Source organism: Streptomyces niger, assembly GCF_000718305.1.
Lineage (GTDB): Bacteria > Actinomycetota > Actinomycetes > Streptomycetales > Streptomycetaceae > Streptomyces > Streptomyces niger.
This window is the reverse complement of the sequence record NZ_JOFQ01000003.1, coordinates 186,518-203,745: the sequence shown is the minus strand read 5'-3', so window position 1 is coordinate 203,745 and position 17,228 is coordinate 186,518. Positions and strand designations below refer to the sequence as shown.

Annotated in this window: 15 protein-coding genes; 9 read left to right on the top strand and 6 right to left on the bottom strand. The window is 74.7% G+C overall.

Annotated elements, in window-relative coordinates; translation table 11 throughout:
* Positions 1 to 136: 136 nt before the first annotated feature.
* Positions 137 to 670, top strand: a complete 534-nt coding sequence (locus IF20_RS07480; RefSeq protein ID WP_052864211.1) for an EF-hand domain-containing protein — start codon at positions 137 to 139, stop codon at positions 668 to 670.
* A gap of 86 nt (positions 671 to 756) precedes the next feature.
* On the opposite strand, the gene IF20_RS07475 is transcribed toward IF20_RS07480, so the two are convergent.
* The 6 genes from IF20_RS07475 to IF20_RS07450 are packed head-to-tail and all read right to left on the bottom strand — an operon-like array spanning position 757 to position 6,531.
* A complete protein-coding gene (locus IF20_RS07475; protein WP_052864210.1) occupies positions 757 to 1,185 on the bottom strand; it encodes a DUF6917 domain-containing protein in 429 nt (142 codons plus the stop codon).
* On the bottom strand, positions 1,182 to 2,117 hold the full coding sequence (locus tag IF20_RS07470; protein WP_052864209.1) for a Gfo/Idh/MocA family protein: 936 nt from the start codon (positions 2,115 to 2,117) through the stop codon (positions 1,182 to 1,184). Before IF20_RS07470 ends, IF20_RS07475 begins: the two co-directional genes overlap by 4 nt.
* Positions 2,114 to 3,238 (bottom strand): Ldh family oxidoreductase, encoded by a 1,125-nt coding sequence (locus IF20_RS07465; protein ID WP_052864208.1) that lies wholly within the window; start codon positions 3,236 to 3,238, stop codon positions 2,114 to 2,116. The genes IF20_RS07470 and IF20_RS07465 overlap by 4 nt, the downstream gene beginning before the upstream one ends.
* Positions 3,235 to 4,563 carry a M20/M25/M40 family metallo-hydrolase gene (locus IF20_RS39010; RefSeq protein ID WP_052864207.1) on the bottom strand — a complete coding sequence of 443 codons (1,329 nt, stop codon included), beginning with the start codon at positions 4,561 to 4,563 and terminating at the stop codon, positions 3,235 to 3,237. Before IF20_RS39010 ends, IF20_RS07465 begins: the two co-directional genes overlap by 4 nt.
* A complete protein-coding gene (locus tag IF20_RS07455) occupies positions 4,560 to 5,459 on the bottom strand; it encodes a sugar phosphate isomerase/epimerase family protein (protein ID WP_052864206.1) in 900 nt (299 codons plus the stop codon). Before IF20_RS07455 ends, IF20_RS39010 begins: the two co-directional genes overlap by 4 nt.
* Positions 5,449 to 6,531: a Gfo/Idh/MocA family oxidoreductase gene (locus IF20_RS07450; protein ID WP_199896519.1), complete on the bottom strand. Its 1,083-nt coding sequence runs from the start codon at positions 6,529 to 6,531 to the stop codon at positions 5,449 to 5,451. Before IF20_RS07450 ends, IF20_RS07455 begins: the two co-directional genes overlap by 11 nt.
* Before the next feature lie 292 nt (positions 6,532 to 6,823).
* Between IF20_RS07450 and IF20_RS07445 the strand changes: the two genes are divergently transcribed.
* The 8 genes from IF20_RS07445 to IF20_RS07410 are packed head-to-tail and all read left to right on the top strand — an operon-like array spanning position 6,824 to position 17,218.
* Positions 6,824 to 7,912: a DegT/DnrJ/EryC1/StrS family aminotransferase gene (locus tag IF20_RS07445; RefSeq protein WP_234426555.1), complete on the top strand. Its 1,089-nt coding sequence runs from the start codon at positions 6,824 to 6,826 to the stop codon at positions 7,910 to 7,912.
* Positions 7,909 to 9,039, top strand: coding sequence for a DegT/DnrJ/EryC1/StrS family aminotransferase (locus IF20_RS07440; RefSeq protein WP_052864204.1), 1,131 nt, complete (start codon positions 7,909 to 7,911; stop codon positions 9,037 to 9,039). The genes IF20_RS07445 and IF20_RS07440 overlap by 4 nt, the downstream gene beginning before the upstream one ends.
* Before the next feature lie 17 nt (positions 9,040 to 9,056).
* Positions 9,057 to 10,037, top strand: a complete 981-nt coding sequence (locus IF20_RS07435; protein WP_052864203.1) for a UbiA family prenyltransferase — start codon at positions 9,057 to 9,059, stop codon at positions 10,035 to 10,037.
* Entirely contained in the window at positions 10,034 to 11,407 is a 1,374-nt protein-coding gene (locus IF20_RS07430; RefSeq protein WP_052864202.1) for a protoporphyrinogen/coproporphyrinogen oxidase, read from the top strand. Before IF20_RS07435 ends, IF20_RS07430 begins: the two co-directional genes overlap by 4 nt.
* A complete protein-coding gene (locus IF20_RS07425) occupies positions 11,394 to 12,989 on the top strand; it encodes a class I adenylate-forming enzyme family protein (protein ID WP_199896518.1) in 1,596 nt (531 codons plus the stop codon). The genes IF20_RS07430 and IF20_RS07425 overlap by 14 nt, the downstream gene beginning before the upstream one ends.
* 31 nt (positions 12,990 to 13,020) lie before the next feature.
* Positions 13,021 to 13,866 carry a methyltransferase gene (locus IF20_RS07420; protein WP_052864200.1) on the top strand — a complete coding sequence of 282 codons (846 nt, stop codon included), beginning with the start codon at positions 13,021 to 13,023 and terminating at the stop codon, positions 13,864 to 13,866.
* A complete protein-coding gene (locus IF20_RS07415; RefSeq protein ID WP_052864199.1) occupies positions 13,863 to 15,557 on the top strand; it encodes a CoA transferase in 1,695 nt (564 codons plus the stop codon). Before IF20_RS07420 ends, IF20_RS07415 begins: the two co-directional genes overlap by 4 nt.
* On the top strand, positions 15,554 to 17,218 hold the full coding sequence (locus IF20_RS07410) for a class I adenylate-forming enzyme family protein (protein WP_052864198.1): 1,665 nt from the start codon (positions 15,554 to 15,556) through the stop codon (positions 17,216 to 17,218). Before IF20_RS07415 ends, IF20_RS07410 begins: the two co-directional genes overlap by 4 nt.
* The last annotated feature ends 10 nt before the right edge of the window (positions 17,219 to 17,228 follow it).

Here is a 17,228-nt window from a genome sequence, read left to right as displayed (position 1 = left end):
CCGCCGTCGACGGGTGCTTCCGTCGGGCGGGAAAAGACTTGCCGGCCTTCAGGGGAAGGAGGGCCGCGCGAGGCGGCGCCGGAAATCCGTACCTGCGCCGCGCATCAATCAGTACGATCGAAGAAAGGACACCGTCATGGCGACTCCCGTCGCGAACGAGCGGCTGCAGAAGCGCTTCGACAAGTGGGACTCGGACGGCAATGGCATCCTCGAGTGGGGTGACTTCGAGCAGGAGGCGGCGAAGATCGCCCAGAACTTCGGGGCCGACGCCAACTCCAAGAAGGCGAAGACGCTGCGGGAGGGCTTCCGCGCGCTCTTCGACCACCTCACCCAGGCGGCCGGGGCGCCCTCGAACGGTCCGCTCACGAGGGACCAGTTCATGGGCGTCACGGAGAACCTGATCTTCCAGGGCGGCGAGGCCGACTTCAACCGCGCGCTCGGCCCGGTGGTCAAGGGGATCATCGGCCTCTGCGACAAGAACGCCGACGGCCAGATCAACGCGGGCGAGTTCGAGGCCTGGCTGGTCGGCGTCGGAGTGGACCGCTCCGCCGCCCAGGAGGCGTTCCGCAAGGTCGACTCCGACGACAACGGCGAGCTGTCCCTCGACGAGCTGCTGGCCGCGGTACGCGAGTACCACTTCGGTCAGCTCGACGTCGAGCTGCTCGGCTGACGCGGCGCACCACCCCTGGAACGGGCGCGGCCGGTGGTCCCGGAAGGGGCCACCGGCCGTGGTGTGTGCCGGAGTCGCGGCGCCGGTCAGGGCGTCGCGGGCCGTACCTGGGTGAAGGCGACCGGCAGTTCCGGGCACAGCTCCAGGTCGCCGCCGCTGACGAGCCGGCTGCTGCCGATCAGGATGTTGTAGTGGTTCGGGAAGTGGCAGGCGTCGAAGCCGACCACGGTGCCGATGCGCAGGCCGTCGATCCACACGTCGTCCCCGCGGTCGATCACCCCGGCGCAGGCCAGCTCCACGAAGCCGAGGAAGCCGACCCGGTCGATGCGGGAGCCCGGACGGACCTCCCGCTGGTCGGTGGTGACCAGTTCGTGCACCTCGCCGCGGCGCACGCAGCGGCTGGCGTGCGGTTCGAGGGTCATGCCGCGGTCCGTACGGCGGTGCAGCAGGACCTTCACCAGGTCACCCCGCACGGAGCGCTTGGGGCCGTCCTCCCCTGACGTCCGACCGGTCATCGTCGTCCCCCTTCGGCTCGCACGGCCTGTGCGGTGCGGTAGGCGGCCGCCACCAGTTCCAGCGCGGCGAGCCCGTCGTCGGTCCCGGCGGCCGCCGGCGCGCGTGCCGCGGCGAAGTCGTCGAGGATGCCCTCGTACTCGTGCCACAGCGACGCCTTGAAGCCCGGGTGCCCGGCCAGCATGTCGGTGCGGTGCACGGTGCCGTCCGCCAGCCGCACCTCGATGTCCTTGGTCTCACCGGGGTACGACCAGTCCAGTTCGACCGTGGCGGTGGCCCCGCCCGCGGCGCGCAGCCGGATGACGGCCTGCCGGTCGGTGCCCCGGCCGTCCCGGGTGATCTCCGCCCCGTCGACCGCCACGTCGCCGAGGAGGAGCCGTACGAGGTCGAAGGCGTTGGGACCGTTGTCGGCCACGCATCCGCCGCCGCAGCGCCGGGGGTCGAGGTACCAGGTGTCGCCCGCGATGTGTTCCTCGATGCGTTCGAGGTAGCGGACCCGGACCGAGGCGACGGGCGCCCGCGCCGCGGCCAGGTCCCGCCGCAGCTGCCGCACGCCGTCGTTGTAGCGGCGGTGGAACGCGGTGAAGAGCGGGACCGCCCGCTCCCGGGCCAGCGCGGCCAGCTCGCGCCCCTCCGCCGCGTGCAGGGCGAGCGGTTTCTCGACACAGACCGGGAGGCCGGCGCGCAGCGCGTCCGCGCAGATCCCGGCGTGTGCGTGGTTCGGTACGGCGACGACCACGGCGTCCAGGCCCGGCTCCGCCAGCAGCGCGCGGTGCTCGGTGTGGCAGGGCACGCGACCGCGGTGCGGGGCCAAGGCGTCCGGCCGCGCGTCGCACACGGCCGCCAGGGTCCAGCCGGGCAGCCGGTCGAGCGCGGCGAGGTAGTACCGGGAGATCGCGCCGAGCCCGATCACACCGGTGCGGCGGGGCGTCATCGCACCGCTCCGTCCGCCGGGGCGAGGACGCCGAGGGCGGTGAGCTCCTCGTGCAGGTGGGCCGGGAGGGGGATGCCCTCCCGGCGGCGCGTCCGTGCGCGTTCCGCCTCCCACCAGCCCGGATAGCGCACCGGGCGGTCTTCGTGCACCGGCGGGCAGGCCAGCAGCGTGCCGAACAGCCCGCGGGCCGCGCCGGCGAAGTCGCCGTCCGGCCGCAGCTTTTCGGGTGCGACGGCGAGGGCGAGGAAGCCGATGTCGTCGTCGCTGCCGTGCGGCCGGCCGTCCCCTTGGAGCGCCTCGGGCGCGGGCCCGACGGCCGCGCCCGGCAGCAGCGCCGCCAGCAGTTCGACCGCGAGGCCGAGCCCGAAGCCCTTGTAGGCACCGGTCTCCGGTGCGCCGCCGAGCCACCGCAGGTGTGCCTCGCCGCGGTCGAAGGCCTCCGGGTCCGTCCGTGGCACACCCGCCTCGTCCACCAGCCAGCCTTCCGGGACGGACTCCCCGCGGCGGGCGGCGGAGCGGATCCGGCCGGTGGGCACGACCGTGGTGCTCATGTCGAGGACGAAGGGGTGGCCGGTGAGGGCGGGCGCGGCGACGCTGAGCGGGTTGGTGCCGAGCAGGGCGAGCCTGCCGTCCGGCGGCCGGGCGATGCGCTGGCCGCCGCAGTTGCCGGCGAGCACGCCGATCATGCCCTGGTCGGCGGCGCGCGCGGTGTGGAAGCCGGCGCAGCCGAAATGGGTGGCATTGCGTACCGACACCAGGCCGATGCCGTACAGCCCGGCCCGTTCGACCGCGAGGTCCATCGCCTCGGCCGCGGCCCACAGCCCGAGCGCGCGGCGGGAGTCCAGGACGACGCAGGCACCGAGGTCGGTGAGCGTCGCCGGTTCGGCCACCGGGTCGGCCCGGCCGCTGTCCAGGAGGGGGAGGTAGAGGCGGCCGAGGTTGAAGACGCCGTGCGAGTCCAGGCCGGTGAGGTCGCCGTGGCAGAGGGCGGTGGCGGCGGTACGGGCGCGCCGGTGCGGGATGCCGTAGGAGGCGAAGCGGTCGGTGACGGCGGCGCGCAGGACGTCGTGGTCGACCGGTACCGGGGGCTGGGGTGTCCGGTGTTGCCGGGGCAGGGTCACGCGGGGCTCCCTTGCTGTTGGGCGGCGCGGTGGTCGGTACTTCGGGCCGGGTCTCGGGCGAAGGCCGTGAGCACGGCGGACACGGTGGCGGCGAAGTCCTCCAGGTCGGCGAGGTCGATGAACTCCCCTCTCGCGTGTGCGTGGTGGGTGTCGAGGGAGCCGGGGCCGAGGATCGCGGTGAAGGCGCCGGGGCGGTCCGCCATCCAGAGGGCGTCGCAGGTGAACGCCGGTTCGTCGGCGGGCCATCGGCGTACCCCCGCCTCCGCGAGGAGCGCTTCGGCCCACGGGTCGGCGTCCGCCAGGCCCGGCAGTCCGCGTTTGTCCCAGGTGAGTCGGGTGACGCGGGGCGCGTCGGCGGCCGTACGGGCGAACTCCCGGGTGCGGCGGAAGCGTTCGGCGAAGGCGCGGAGTCCGGCGTCGAGGGCTTCGGCGACCGCGTGCTCCAGGGCCGTGCCGTCGGCCGTGCGCGCGTAGGAGAGGTTGAGGAGCAGCTGCCCGCTGCCGTGGACGCGGTTGTGGCGATGGCCGGTGTGCAGCCCCGCGACGCAGACCCGGCCGTCCGGCAGCGCGCCGTCCAGGGCGGCGGCCAGGTGCTGGGCCAGGAAGCCGAGGAGGACGGTGGCGTTGTGCCCGGCGTCGGGGCGGTCGTCGATCGCGTCCTGCCCGTCGACGGTGATCCGCGCCGTCATCGAGGCCGTGGACCTGGGGAGGTAGCGCAGCCCGGTCGGTTCGCAGAAGAGGTTGAGGCGCCCGTGGTACCCGGCCTCGATCAGCGGCCGGGTCCCGTACGTGCCCATCGCGCCGCCCTCCTCCCCGGCGACGGCCTGGACGAGGACGGCGGTGTCCCGGCCGAGCGAGGGTTCCGCTGCCGCCGCCGCTCGGACGCCGGCGAGCAGGGCCACCGCGGGTCCTTTGGCGTCCACCGCGCCGCGCCCGGTGAAGCGGTGGCCGTCGAAGCCCACCGGTTCCTGCCCGGCGACCGTGTCGAGGTGGACGTTGCACATCACGGTCGACGCCACGGGCAGGGCGGGCCCCAGGCGCAGGACGAGGCTGGGCTGCGCGTCGAGGAAGCCGGGGTCGACGGCGGCGGCCCGGCGTACGCCGGCGGGCACGTCCGGGCGGTCCAGGCAGCCGGCGGACGGCGGGGCGTGGTGCACGGCCCGCATGCCGAACTCGCCGGCGGCGCGCGCGTACGCACGCTGTGCCTCCCACAGCCGCGCCGGCTCGCCCTCGGGGCCGGCCTCCAGGGGGCCGGCGGTCGGGGTGCGCAGCAGCCGCAGGAGCAGGTCGTGGTCGGCGGGCCGGAGCAGGGTGCGGCCGGTCATCGGCGGGCTCCTTCCGGGACGGCGACCGGCCGCGCGTACGGGGCCAGCCGGGCCAGCACCTGCTCCAGGCGCCGCCCGGCCTCGACGAACGGGGCCTCGGCGCCGTCCCGCGCCGGCATCCCTTCGTGCGGTCGGACGGCGAGGTGCGGTTCGAGGGAGAAGGTGCCGGGGTAGCCGGTCTCCAGGAGCAGCCGCAGGCAGTCGGCGACGCGGGCCCGGCCGTCGCCGGGCAGGGTGTAGGTCACCGTGCCGTCCGGTGCCCGTACGGCGTCCTTGACGTGTACGTGGGCGACGTGCGGCAGCACCTTCTCCAGGGTGCCGAAGGCTTCGTAGCCGTGCGGGACGCCGTTGCCGGTGTCGAAGAGGAGGCGCAGGGCGGGGCTGCCGACCTCGCGCACCAGGCGCAGCATGCGGTCGGCGCGGTCGCCGGCCCAGCCCGCGCAGTTCTCGTGCAGGAGGGTGAGGCCGGCCTGTTCGGCCCGGTCGGCGAGGCGGCCGACGCGGTCGATGGCGCGGGCGGCCCATTCGGGCTCGGTGAGTCCGTCGTCGGGGTAGGACATGATCCGGACGTACCGGCAGTCCAGCGCTGCGCACCGTTCGGCCAGCGTGTCCAGTTCGGCGAGGTCGTCGGCGAAGGGGGCGGTGATCGGGCGGGCCCAGTTGCCGATGCGCGAGGCGAGGCAGACCACACCGAGTCCGGCGTCCCGGATGCGCGTGGCGACGCCGCGGAACGTTCCGGCATCGAGGTCGGCCACGGCCTCGCCGTCGACGGTGCGCAGCTCCAGCGCGCCCCAGCCCAGCCGGCCGAGCGCGGCGAGCTGCCCGTCGAGGGAGCGGGCCGCCTCGTCGCCGATGCCGGCCAGCCGGCTTCGGGGGAAGGGGGGTTCACCGCACATGTTGTTCCTCCGTGGTCGGGACGGCCGGGGTCTCCCCCGCCGGCGTGCGTTCGGCGGCCCGGCAGTGGTCCTTCGCCGCGCACAGCAGGCGGACCACGTCGTACGGCACGGTGGAGTGGTTCCGGCGGCCCGCCGCGAAGTCCTGGTAGGTGCGGCGTATGAAGGCCGTGAGCGCGTCGTCGTGGAAGACGCGGGGGCCGTGCGGGTCGTCCGGGAGCACGAGCTGGGCGTGGTCGTCGTGCTCGCTGAGGGGGTAGTGGCCGGTGACCGCGGACCGCTCGAACTGCAGGGTGACGCTGCGCTGTTGAACGGGCGAGGCGAGGTCGGAGGTGATCTCGGTCCGTACGCCGGAGTGGTGGCGGAGGGTGAGCCGGGCGCTGCCCATGAAGCGGCGTACGCCGTCCTCGCAGCGCAGGTCGCTCCAGTGCGCGTCGCCCAGTTCGGCGGGCCCTGCCAGGTCGAGGGCGACGCCGAGGGAGTGCGGGATCTCGACGTCGAAGGCGGTCGGATGGCCTTCGCTGGTGAAGGTCCGTACGAAGCGCGGTTTGTGCTGGGCGAAGGCGAGGTGCCGCAGGGCGCCGTACGGGCGCTCGCGGACCAGTTCGCGCAGTCGGCCGGTCAGGGCGGCGGCCAGCCAGTGGCTCACGACGACGAGGTCGAGGTCGTGGTGGCGGCGCAGCCGGACGATGTCGTCGAGGGCCGCGCGGTCGGCCGCGAGGGGCTTCTCCACCAGGAATCTGCGGAAGCCCAGCGCTGCGAGTTCGGCGAGGACGGGCGTGCGGGACGCCGGTGGCGTGCAGACGTGGACGACGGTGTGCTGCGGGGCGACGAGTCGGACGGCGTCGGCGAGCGTGCGGGTGACCGTCACTCCGGTCAGGCCGCGGCCGGCCTCCGGGCGGGGGTCGCAGGCCACCAAGGGGCCGGTGCGCAACGGGGCTTCGGGCGATGCGGCCAGGCGTGCGAGAGCCTTTGCGTGGAGTCCGGCTCCGGAACGGCCCAGCCCGATCACGAGGGGCTGCAGCATCTTCCTCCCATAGCGGTGCGCGGCGTGCGCGGCGTACGCGCCGTTCATCGGACAAGCGAATGCTCCGTGCCGCCATTCGGCGAGTCAAGAAATATGAAGAGGGCTTACCGCAAAGTGTGAATATGACAGGGAAAGCGTGTCGGCCGCGGCGAAACGGGGAGCCTCACCCTGCGGGAAACCGCCGAAAGCGTCCCAGGGGGTGGTCGAGGTATCTCTCGGCATGGATCGCCGCGGTACGACCGATGACAGCGCGGCATCCTCTCAAGTGCATTGTCATACAGTCCCATTCTTCTCGCAGGCGCCGACATTCGCCCGGCTGTGGCCGTTGATCGAGCGCCGGGTGAACGAGGTCTTCGCCAACGGGAAATTCTCGCACGGCCGCCAGGTGGCGGAGTTGGAAAAGGCGTTGTGCGAGTTCACCGGGGCCCGTTACGTGATCGGAGTGAACAGCGGGACGGACGCGCTGGTGCTGCTCCTACGTGCCTGCGGCATCCGGCCCGGCGACGGCGTCCTGGTGCCCGCGTACTCCTTCGCGGCCACCGCCACGTCCGTGGTACTGGCGGGCGGCCGGCCGCAGTTCGTCGACATCGACCCGGTGACGTACGCCATGGATCCCGCGGCGCTGGCCGCGGCCGTCACCCCGGCCAGCCACTTCATGATGCCCGCGCACCTCTTCCATCAGATGGCGGACATGGCCGCGCTGACGGCCGTCGCCGCACGTCACGGGCTGGTGTTGGTGGAGGACAGCGCCGAGGCGATCGGCATGCGGCAGCGCGGGGTGCACGCGGGCCTGCACGGCGCCGGCGGGGTGCTGTCGTTCTTCCCGAGCAAGACGCTCGGGGCGCTGGGCGACGCCGGGGCCGTGCTCACCGACGACCCCGGGACGGCGGAGCTGGTCTCCGGCCTGCGCCACCACGGGCGGCTCGGCCGCACCCTGGACGACTTCCCCGCGATCTCCACCCCGAGCGCGCTGCCCGGGGTGAACAGCAAGATGGACGACATCCAGGCCGCCGTCCTGCTGGCCAAGCTGACCCGACTGGACTCCGGCATCCGCCGCCGCGCCGAACTGGCCGCGCTTTACCGGGAACGGCTCGCCGGAATTCCCGGCGTCCGCCGGCTGCCCGAAGTGGTCGACCGCGGGCCCGGTTCCGCGCATGTCTTCTACGTCTACCTCATCGAGGTGGAGCGCCGGGACGAACTGGTCCGGCACCTCGCCCGGCACGGCATCGGTACCGAAGTCTATTATCCGACCCCGCTGCCTCTGCAGCCCTGCTTCACGGAAACGGGCCATTCGCCGGGCGACTTCCCGAATGCGGAGGCGGCGAGCCGGCACGCGATGGCGCTGCCTTTCCACCCGGATCTTTCCGAGCGGCAGCTCGACCGGGTCTGCGAGGCGATCGGCGCCTTCTACCGAGGGAGGCCGGAATGACCGCCGGTTCGCGTATTCCGTTCTTCCCGCCGGATCTCTTCGAGGACGACCGTACGGTTCTGCTCGACCTCCTGCTGGAGCTCGGCTTGTCGCCGGGGCAGCGCTTCATCCTGGGGGAACACACCCGCAGGTTCGAGCGGCTGCTGCAGGAGTCCCTCGGTGCGGCGGATGTGGTCGCGTGCTCCAGCGGCACCTCGGCACTGGATCTGGCGCTCACCGCGGTGGGGGTGGGCCCGGGCGACGAAGTGGTGGTGCCGGCCTTCGGCTGCGCCCCGCTCGCCGCGTCCGTCGTCCAGCTCGGCGCCGCCCCGGTCTTCGCCGACATCCACCCGCACACGATGGTCGCCGACCCCGTGGAGGTGGAGCGTCGGATCACCGCGCGCACCAAGGCGATCATGCCGGCGCACGTGTTCTCCGTCATGGCCGACATGCCGGCCTTCGCCGAGATGGCGCGGCTCCACCGCGTCCGGCTGATCGAGGACTCCGCCGTCGCGCAGGGCGCGGTGCTCGACGGCACGCCCGCCGGGCTGTGGGGTGAGGCCGGGGTGTTCTCGTTCGTGCAGGTGAAGTCCTTCGGGATGCCCGGCGAGGGCGGCGTGGTGGTGACCCGGGACGCGGGCATCGGGCAGCGGGTACGGATGCTGCGCAACCACGGGCAGGACGGCAGCCACCGCTTCCTGCACCACGTCATCGGCCGGAACAGCAGGTTCGACGAGATCCAGGCGGCCTTCCAGGTGCACCGCTTCGGCGGGCTGCCGGACCGGCTGGAGCGGCGCGCCGCCGTCGCCGCGTACTACACCGAGCGGTTCGCGCCGCTCGCCGAGCGCGGGATCGTCCCGCCGCCCGCCGGCAAGGACGGCCGGTGCCACTACGTCTACACGGTGCTCGCGGACCGCTGGCAGGCGCTGACGGAGCACCTGCGCGAGCGGGGCATCGACTGCCACGCGTACTACCCCCTGCCGCTGCCGCTGCAGCCGGCGTTCGCGGTGTTCGCCGCGCCCGGGGACCGCTGGCCGCACGCCGAACGGGCCGGCCGGCGCGCCCTGTCACTGCCCGTGCACCACCGGCTGTCGGACGCGGACGTGGAGTACGTCGCCGACGCCGTGTGCGCGTTCGCGGGCACCTGAGCGGAAGGAGCAAGCCGATGCCCCCCCACGACTTCCAGGCCGGCCTGCGATCGGCCGGTGCCGGCCGGGCGGAGCACCGGCTCCGCAGCTACGCCCGGTTGGGCAAACTCGACGTCTTCGACTACTACTTGAGCATCCTGGTGGTGCTCGCCGCCGTGCTGCCGCCCCTCGCGCGGTCCGGCCCGGCCACCGCCACGATGCTGGTGCTGTTCCTGCTCGGTCAGGTGTGCGTGATCATGGCGATGGTCGCCCTGGACGACGTGACCGGCTTCCGGGACGGCAGCGACACCGCCAACTACGGCCCGGACAACCCACTCCGCAACAAGCTCCGCAAGCCACTGGTGGCCGGCACCCTGACGGTGCGTCAAGCACTGTCCTTCGCCTGGGCGACGGCGCTGGCCGGCGCGGTCCTGTGGGCGGGCGCCGTGGCCGTCGCCCCGCACCGGCCGCTGTGGGCGGTGGTGCTCACCGCGGCGCTGTTCGTGGTCTCCCTCCAGTACTCCTACGGTCTCAAGCTCAGCTACCACGGCTTCCAGGAGGCGTTCCTGGTCTGGCTGGGCGTGGTGCTGGTGGTGGCGCCGTACGGCCTCGCCGTGGGCCGCTTCTCGTGGTTTCTCCTCGTGCAGGGCGTGCTCTTCGGATTCGGGCCGCTGATGTTCGGGGTGTACTCCAACACCAACGACGTCGAGGGCGACCGCGCCGTGCACCGGCCGACCGTGGCGGCCCTGGTGTCGGAGCGCGGCAACGCGGTCTTCATCGGCTGTCTGTCGGCCGCCGAGTTCCTGATCGGCGCGGTCGCCTCGGCCGCCGGGATCGCCCCGTGGTGGTTCGTGCTCCTGATGCTCCCGGCGACGGCGCTGCGGACGAAGCAGTTCGTCACCGGCTTCGTGCGCGGCGACATCATGCGGGCCCGGAAGACCGGGTTCGCGGTGCACCGGGTGAGCGTCGCCCTCCTGATCGCCGCGAACCTCCTCATCGCCTCGGGGGCGGTCGCATGAGGCCGGACCTGGACGTGGCCGTGATCGGCGCCGGCATCGCGGGCCTGGCCACCGCGCACGAACTGCGGCGGGCCGGACTGACGGTGCGGGTGTACGAGGAGCAGCGGCACGTCGGCGGCCGGATGCACAGCTTCCGGCACGCCGGCTACACCGTCGACGAGGGCGCCGAACAGATCTCCCGGCAGGGCTACCGCGCCACCTGGGAGCTGATCGAGCGACTGGGCCTATCGCGCGAGGAGGTGGCGCCGCTCGGCGGCCGGCTCGCGGTGTGGCGCGCCGGGAGGGCCCGGCCGGGCCTGGCGGAGCCCTCGGCGGTGCTCGCCGGTGCCGGGCTCGGCCCGCGTGCGCGGCTGGACCTGGCCCGTCTGCTCGGCCTGCTGGCCCGCCACGGCGCGGAGTTCGACACCGACCACCCCGAGCGGACCCCGCTGGGCGGCATCACCCTCCGGGAGCTGGCCGGGCGCTACCACCCCGACCTGCACGACTACCTCCTCCAGCCGGTCGCAGGATGCTTCTTCGGCTGGGACACCGCGCGCTCCGCCGCGGCCCCGATGCTGAGCCTGCTGCGGGAGGTGGGCCCACCCTCGGGGTGGCGTACGTACGCGGACGGCATGGACCGGCTCGCCCGTGCGCTCGCCGCCGACCTCGACGTGGTGACCGGCAGCGAGGTGCACGAGGTCGTCACCGACCGGGACTCGGCGGGCGTACGCATCGGCGGCGAGGTCGTCACGGCACGCGCCGCGGTGCTGTGCGTACCGGCGCCGGTCGCCGTCCGGCTGCACGCCAACCCGGCGCCGGACGTGGCCGCCTACCTCTCCGCCTGCACCTTCACGCCCACCTTGAAGGTGAGCTGCCTGCTGGACCGCCCGCTCGCCCCGGCGGCGGGCAACCGGCCGCTGTACCTCCTCCTCACGCCGGACGCGGCGGACGGCACGCTCTCCGGCATCATCGCGGACCACGTCAAGCACCCGGCGCGGGCACCGGCCGGCAAGGGGCTGCTGACGCTCCTGGCCGACCCCCGCACCGTCCCCGAACTGCTCACAGCACCGCACCGGGAGGTCGTCGAACGCCTCACCACGGCAGCGCGGCGCTACGTACCGGGACTGGCGAGCACCGGCGCGCAGAGCTTCGTCCACGCGTTCCGGCACGGCCTGCCGGAGGCCACCCCCGCGGCGCTGGGCCGTCGCGCACGCTTCATGGCCCGCGCGACCGGGCCCGTGGAGTACGCGGGCGACTGGGTGATGCTGCGGCCGTCCTCCGAGGGCGCCGTGCGCGCCGCGGCACTCGCCGCCTCCCGGGTGCTCAGCCGGCTGCGCGGCCCCCGCCCGAACGACGCGACCGACCGGAGGACGACGCATGAAGCCGCATGACATGGGGGTCCTGTTCGACGAGTGCGCCGAGCGGGGCCACGACACGGTGATCCGGCTGGACCGGCCGTTCGACATCGCGCCGGAGACCGGTACGGCGCACTCCGTCGCCGGGCTGGCCGCGCTGGTCCAGGACATGGCGAGCCGGCTGGCCGCCGCGGGCGCCCGGCCCGGGGACCGGGTCGCGATCGTCAAGGACAACCACTGGGACTACGACCTGCTGGCCTGCGCCGCGGTACGCATCGGCGCCCTCCCCGCACAGCTCTCCGGAGACCTCCCGCCGGACGCTCTCGGGCTCCTCCTCGAACGGCTGCGGCCCGCCCTGCTCGTCACCTCCTCGGGCCTGCTCGAACGTTGCCGCACCGAGGGGATCGACCTGCTGTCGGCCACAGGTGTCTGCGTCCTGCTGGACGGCGAGTTACCGGGCACCCTCGCCCTGGAAGCCCTCCAGGGGCGCCCGGTACCGGCCCCGCGCCGGCGCCACGACGACGAGCCGCTGATCATCAACCACACCTCCGGCACGACGGGCGTGCCCAAGCTGGTGGTCCACTCGACCCGCACCATCATCGGGAAGCTGGCCCGCTTCGAGACCGTGCGCTACCCGAAGATCGGCGTGCGGCGCGGTGACACGCTCCTGAACGCGAGCGCGTTCTCCCACGGCCGGACGTTCTGCTGGACCGCGAGCGCGCTCTGCCTGGCGCCACGGCGGATCACCCTCGTCACGGGCCAGGACCCGGACGCCGTCGACCCGTTGCTGCGGGAGGCGCCGCCCACGATCGTCGAGGCGCTCCCGGCCACCTTCGTCCGCTTCCGGCCGCTCACCGCGCGCCTGGACACCCCCTTCCGCGACGTCCGGCTCTACATCAGCACCTACGACGCGGTGCATCCGCCCACCCTCCGCGCGTACTTGCAGGCGAGCCGGATCCGCGCACCGCTGTGGATGCAGGGCTGGGGCCAGACCGAGACCGGCCCGCTGACGTTCCGCTTCCACACCCGCCGCGCCGTGGCGGACGGCGCCCCCGCCGGTGCGGGCGCCCGCAACCTCGGCCGCCCCGTCCCGTTCAAGACCCGGCTGCGCGTGGTCGACGCGGACACGCTCGCCCCCCTGCCGCGCGGGCGGGAGGGCCTGGTGCTGGTCAGGACGGCGGCACGGGGTCTCGCGTACGTCGGCGAGGACGGCCGCTGGGCGGCGAAACAGCACGGCACCTGGTGGAACACCGGCGACCTCGGCGTCCGGCACCGCGACGGCAGCGTCCGGCTCCTCGACCGCGAGGTCGACCGCGGCCACCGGCTCAGCTGCCTGGCCACGGAGGACGCCGTGGAGGACCGGCTCCCGGAGGTCCTGGAGTGCGTACTGCTCGCGGCCCCCGGCGAGCCGCCGCTGCCCGTCGTGGTCACCGCGGACGGCACGCTGGACCCCGCCCGCTGGGCGGAGGCGGTGGTCGGCCTCCCGGCGCTGCGCCCGCCCACCGTCCTGACCTGGGACGAGATCCCGCGCACGGGCACGGGCAAGGTACGTCGCGGCGCCCTGCGGCGGCGGCTCACCGGCCGTGCGGACACCTGCGGTTCCGGCCGGTGGACCTGACCGGGCCGCCGACGGGGAGAGGAGCGAAGCCATGTACCGCAGAGAGGTGGGGAGCACCCTGCGCCAGGCCCTGGACACCGTGCCCGGTTACGTCTTCGACAACGACAGCACGCACAGCCGGGAGCAGCACCGCTGCCTGGCCGCCGCGTACGACCCGGTGACCCTGGAGCGGCTGGCCGCGACGGGCGTCGGGGACGGCTGGCGGTGCCTGGAGATCGGGGCGGGCGGCGGGAGCGTGGCACGCTGGCTGGCCGCCCGCGTCGCACCGACCGGCGAGGTGACGGCCACCGACGTCAAGCCGCACCACATTCCCGCGACGCCGCTCCTGACGGTACGCCGGCACGACGTGGTCACCGACCCGTTGCCCGAAGCGGCCTTCGACCTCGTCGTGGCCCGCCTCGTCCTGCAGCACCTCCCGGAGCGGCTGGCCGTGCTCGACAAGCTGGTCCGCGCGCTCAAGCCGGGCGGCGTGCTCCAGATCGACGAGTTCGACACCTCCTACGAACCGCCGCTGCTCGCCCCGGACGCCCGCGCCGCCGAGCTGTACTCCGCGTTCCTGCGGGCCAAGGCGGCGGCGATGCGGGCCGGCGGCGGCGACCCGCACTGGGGGCGCCGGGTACCGGCCGCCATGCGGGCCGCCGGGCTCGTCGACATCGATCCGCTGCCCCACATCGAGCTGCGGCACGCCCGGTCGGCGGGCCTCCGGCTCCAGCTGCACCACACGTACCACCTGCGCGACAGACTGCTCGCCGAGGGGCTGACCGACACGGACCTGGCGGCGGTCAGGGCCCTGATGCAGGACCCGGCCTTCCGCGCGGCGTCCAGCATCCTGTACTCGACGCAGGGCCGCCGTCCCGCGCCCGGGGCGGGCTCATGACCGGGTCCGTGCCGCACAACGAAGCGACGGTCGCCGGGCGCGTCGCGGCCCGCGCCCTGGACCTCGCGGACGCGCCCCGGGCCGGCCGGCCCCCGTACGAGATCGACTGGGCGGGCCCGGTCGACCTGCCGCTGGCGGAGGAACGCGCCGTGCAGGCGGCCTGCGGCCTCATGCACGTGCACGGCCGCGCGGCGGGCCGGCCCACGCCGCTCGCCGTCGACTACGCCTCGGCCGTGGCCGGCGTGCTGGCCGCCCAGGGCGCCCTGGCCGTCCTGATCGCGCGCGCCCGTGGCCTCGCGCTGCACGGGGTCCGTACCTCGGTCGCGCAGGCCGCGCTGCTCACGGTCGCGCAGTACCTCGCCGCCGCGACCGCCGACGACGGATCGCCCGAGCCCCTGGAGCCGGGCGACTGCTCGTGGACCACGTCGGACGGGGTGCTCTTCGAGTTCGAGACGCTGGATCCGCACCGCTGGCAGGACTTCTGGCGGCTGCTCGGCGCGCCGTCGGCCGACATCAGCCGCGGCTGGCTCCCCTTCCAGCAGCGCTTCGCCACCGCCACCTGCCCGTTGCCCCTCGCGCTGCACGAGGCGGTGGCGCAGGCGTCGTTCCGGACCGTACGGCAGGCGGCCGGCCGGGCGGGCATCAGCGTGGTGACCGTACGGGAGGATCCGTTCCCGCCGATGGGCATCCGGCCGTGGACCCGGGCGCCGTTCCCGGAGCGGGCGGCCGGCCGGGTCCGGCCGGCGGTGGAGCGGCCGCTCGACGGCCTGCGCGTCGTGGAGTCCACCCGGCGGGTGCAGGGGCCGCTCGCCGGGCACGTCCTGCGGTTGCTGGGCGCGCAGGTGATGCGTGTCGAACCGCCGGGCGGCGACCCGATGCGCGGCATTCCGCCGATGGCGGGGACCTGCTCGGCGCGGTTCAGCGCGCTCAACGCGGACAAGACCGTGGCGGAGATCGACCTCACCACCGACGCCGGCCGGCGCGAGGTCCACGACCTCGTCGCGCGGGCCGATGTCTTCCTGCACAACTGGGCGCCGGGCAAGGCGGCGCAGCTGCGGCTGGACGCCGACGACCTGCGTCGTACCCGCCCCGGCCTGGTGTACGCCTGGGCGTCGGGCTGGGGTGACGCGCTCGGGCCCCGGCCGCCGGTCGGCACCGACTATCTGGTGCAGGCCCGCAGCGGCCTGGCGGCGGCGCTCCGGCCCGCCGACGAGCTGCCCGTGCCCTCCCTGATGACGCTCACCGACGTGCTCGGCGGGCTGGTGTCGGCACAGGGGGTGCTGGCGGCGCTGCTGACCCGTATCCGTACCGGTTACGGCGGGCGCGTGGACTCCTCGCTGCTGTCCGCCGCCGCGGTGATCCCCCGCCGCCGCCGGCGGGTGGAATGGACGCCGCTGGACCACCCGTTGCGTACCGCGGACGGGTACCTCGCGCTGGGGCCCGGCGCCCGCGCCCGTCCGGAGCGGGTCGCGCGGCTCACCGGCCCGGGTGCGTCGGCGGACATCGCCACGACGCTGCTCCGCTTCCGGTTGCGGCCGACGGGCCACTGGTCGCCGCTGCTGCGCGAGGCGGGGCTGACGGCGACGCCGGTCTGCACCGACCTGCGGGACCTGCCCCGCGCCCCGGCCTTCCGCCGGGCCCTCGCCCGTGCGGAGCACGTGTTCCCGCGCACTCCTTGGGAGTTCACATGACCACCGCGGAAGCGCCGGCGACGGTGTGGACCTCGCGGGACGGGGTCGCCGTCCGCGACCTGGTGCCGGGGCGGTACCGCCGCGCGTGGGTCGCCGAGGGCCGCTGCCCGGACCGTGATCTGTACGCGCTCTTCGCCGAGCACGCCCGCCGGCACCCCCGCCGGGAGGCCGTCATCGACGCGGCGGGCGTCCTGGACTACGCGGCGCTCGCCGCCCGTGTCCAGTGTGTGGCCGACACGTTCACCGCCGCCGGCCTGGGCGAACGGGACATCGTCGCGATCCGGCTGCCCAACGGGCGGGACGCGGTGGCGGCGGAGCTGGCGGTGGCGGCGATCGGCGCGGTGTCGCTGCCGTACCCGCCGGGCCGCGGCACCCGCGACACGCTCGCTCTGCTCGGCCGCTCCCGGGCCCGCGGTGCCGTCTTCGCCTCCCCGGCCGACATCGCACTGCGGCACCAACTGCCCTACCTACGTGCGGTGTTCACCACCGGCGACGCCGTCCCCGGCGCACTGCCGCTGCCCTCCCCCGGCGACGGACGGCCCGGCCCACCGTCCCCGGACCGGCACCCCGCGTCCCCGGACCCCGAGTCCCCGGCCCGCATCCTGGTCTCCTCCGGCTCCGAGGCCGAGCCGAAAATGGTGGCCTACTCGCACAACGCGATGGCGGGCGGCCGGGCCGCGTACGTACGCGCCCTGCACACCGACGACACGCCGCCCCGCCACCTCGTCCTCGTCCCGCTCGCCTCGTCGTTCGGCTCGTGCGGCACGCCCGTCACGGTCGCCGCGCTCGGCGGCACCCTCCTCGTCCAGGAGGCCTTCGATCCGGCCGGCGCGCTGCGCATGACCACCGAGCACCGCCCGACGCACGTCCTCGGGGTGCCGACCATGCTCCGCCGCCTCGCCGACCACCCACCGCTCCCCGACGAGGACTTCAGCGGCCTGCGGGCGCTCGTGGCCAGCGGCGCCGCGCTCCCACAGGCCACCGCGGACGCCTGCCGCCGGCGGTTCGCGCGGCCGGTCATCGCCGTGTACGGCTCCTCCGACGGCGTCAACTGCCACACCGCGGCAACCGGCCTCGCACCGGAGACGGGCACCGGCCGCCCCGACCCCGCGGTCGCGGAGATCCGCATCACGGCGGAGGACGGCACCGCCCTCGGCCCGGGACAGCCCGGCGAGATCCACGCCAGGGGGCCGATGACCCCGCTGTGCTACGTAGCAAGCCCGGACCTCGACGCGCGCTACCGCACCGCGACGGGCTGGGTCCGCACCGGCGACCGCGGGCTGCTCGACGCCGCCGGGCGGCTGCACGTGCTGGGCCGGCTCCGGCAGGTCGTCGTGCGCGGCGGCTGGAACATCAGCCCGGCCGAGGTGGAGCGGGAGGTGGCGGCCCACCCCGCCGTCGCCGAGGTCGTCTGCGTCCCCGTGCCCGACCCCGAGCTGGGCGAGCGGCTGTGCGCCTGCGTCCGCGGGGTGCCCGGCGCGCCCGCGCTCACGCTGCCCGCGCTCGCCGCTTTCCTGGAGGACCGCGGCCTGGAGCGCCGCAAACTCCCCGAACTCCTGCTCCGCGTCGACGAGATGCCGCTCGGTCCGACCGGCAAGGTCTGCCGCCGTACTCTGGCCACCCGCGCCGCGGCGCTGCCGCGCCCCGTACGGCCCCGCTGAGGCCGGCCCG

Bases quoted from the DNA above. Each gene is read 5' to 3' on its own strand.
- IF20_RS07450 (WP_199896519.1), bottom strand. From the start codon at position 6,531: ATGAACGGCGCGTACGCCGCGCACGCCGCGCACCGCTATGGGAGGAAG.
- IF20_RS07455 (WP_052864206.1), bottom strand. From the start codon at position 5,459: ATGTGCGGTGAACCCCCCTTCCCCCGAAGCCGGCTGGCCGGCATCGGC.
- IF20_RS07475 (WP_052864210.1), bottom strand. From the start codon at position 1,185: ATGACCGGTCGGACGTCAGGGGAGGACGGCCCCAAGCGCTCCGTGCGG.
- IF20_RS07440 (WP_052864204.1), top strand. From the start codon at position 7,909: ATGACCGCCGGTTCGCGTATTCCGTTCTTCCCGCCGGATCTCTTCGAG.
- IF20_RS07430 (WP_052864202.1), top strand. From the start codon at position 10,034: ATGAGGCCGGACCTGGACGTGGCCGTGATCGGCGCCGGCATCGCGGGC.
- IF20_RS07410 (WP_052864198.1), top strand. From the start codon at position 15,554: ATGACCACCGCGGAAGCGCCGGCGACGGTGTGGACCTCGCGGGACGGG.
- IF20_RS07480 (WP_052864211.1), top strand. From the start codon at position 137: ATGGCGACTCCCGTCGCGAACGAGCGGCTGCAGAAGCGCTTCGACAAG.
- IF20_RS07470 (WP_052864209.1), bottom strand. From the start codon at position 2,117: ATGACGCCCCGCCGCACCGGTGTGATCGGGCTCGGCGCGATCTCCCGG.
- IF20_RS07435 (WP_052864203.1), top strand. From the start codon at position 9,057: ATGCCCCCCCACGACTTCCAGGCCGGCCTGCGATCGGCCGGTGCCGGC.
- IF20_RS07420 (WP_052864200.1), top strand. From the start codon at position 13,021: ATGTACCGCAGAGAGGTGGGGAGCACCCTGCGCCAGGCCCTGGACACC.
- IF20_RS39010 (WP_052864207.1), bottom strand. From the start codon at position 4,563: ATGACCGGCCGCACCCTGCTCCGGCCCGCCGACCACGACCTGCTCCTG.
- IF20_RS07415 (WP_052864199.1), top strand. From the start codon at position 13,863: ATGACCGGGTCCGTGCCGCACAACGAAGCGACGGTCGCCGGGCGCGTC.
- IF20_RS07425 (WP_199896518.1), top strand. From the start codon at position 11,394: ATGAAGCCGCATGACATGGGGGTCCTGTTCGACGAGTGCGCCGAGCGG.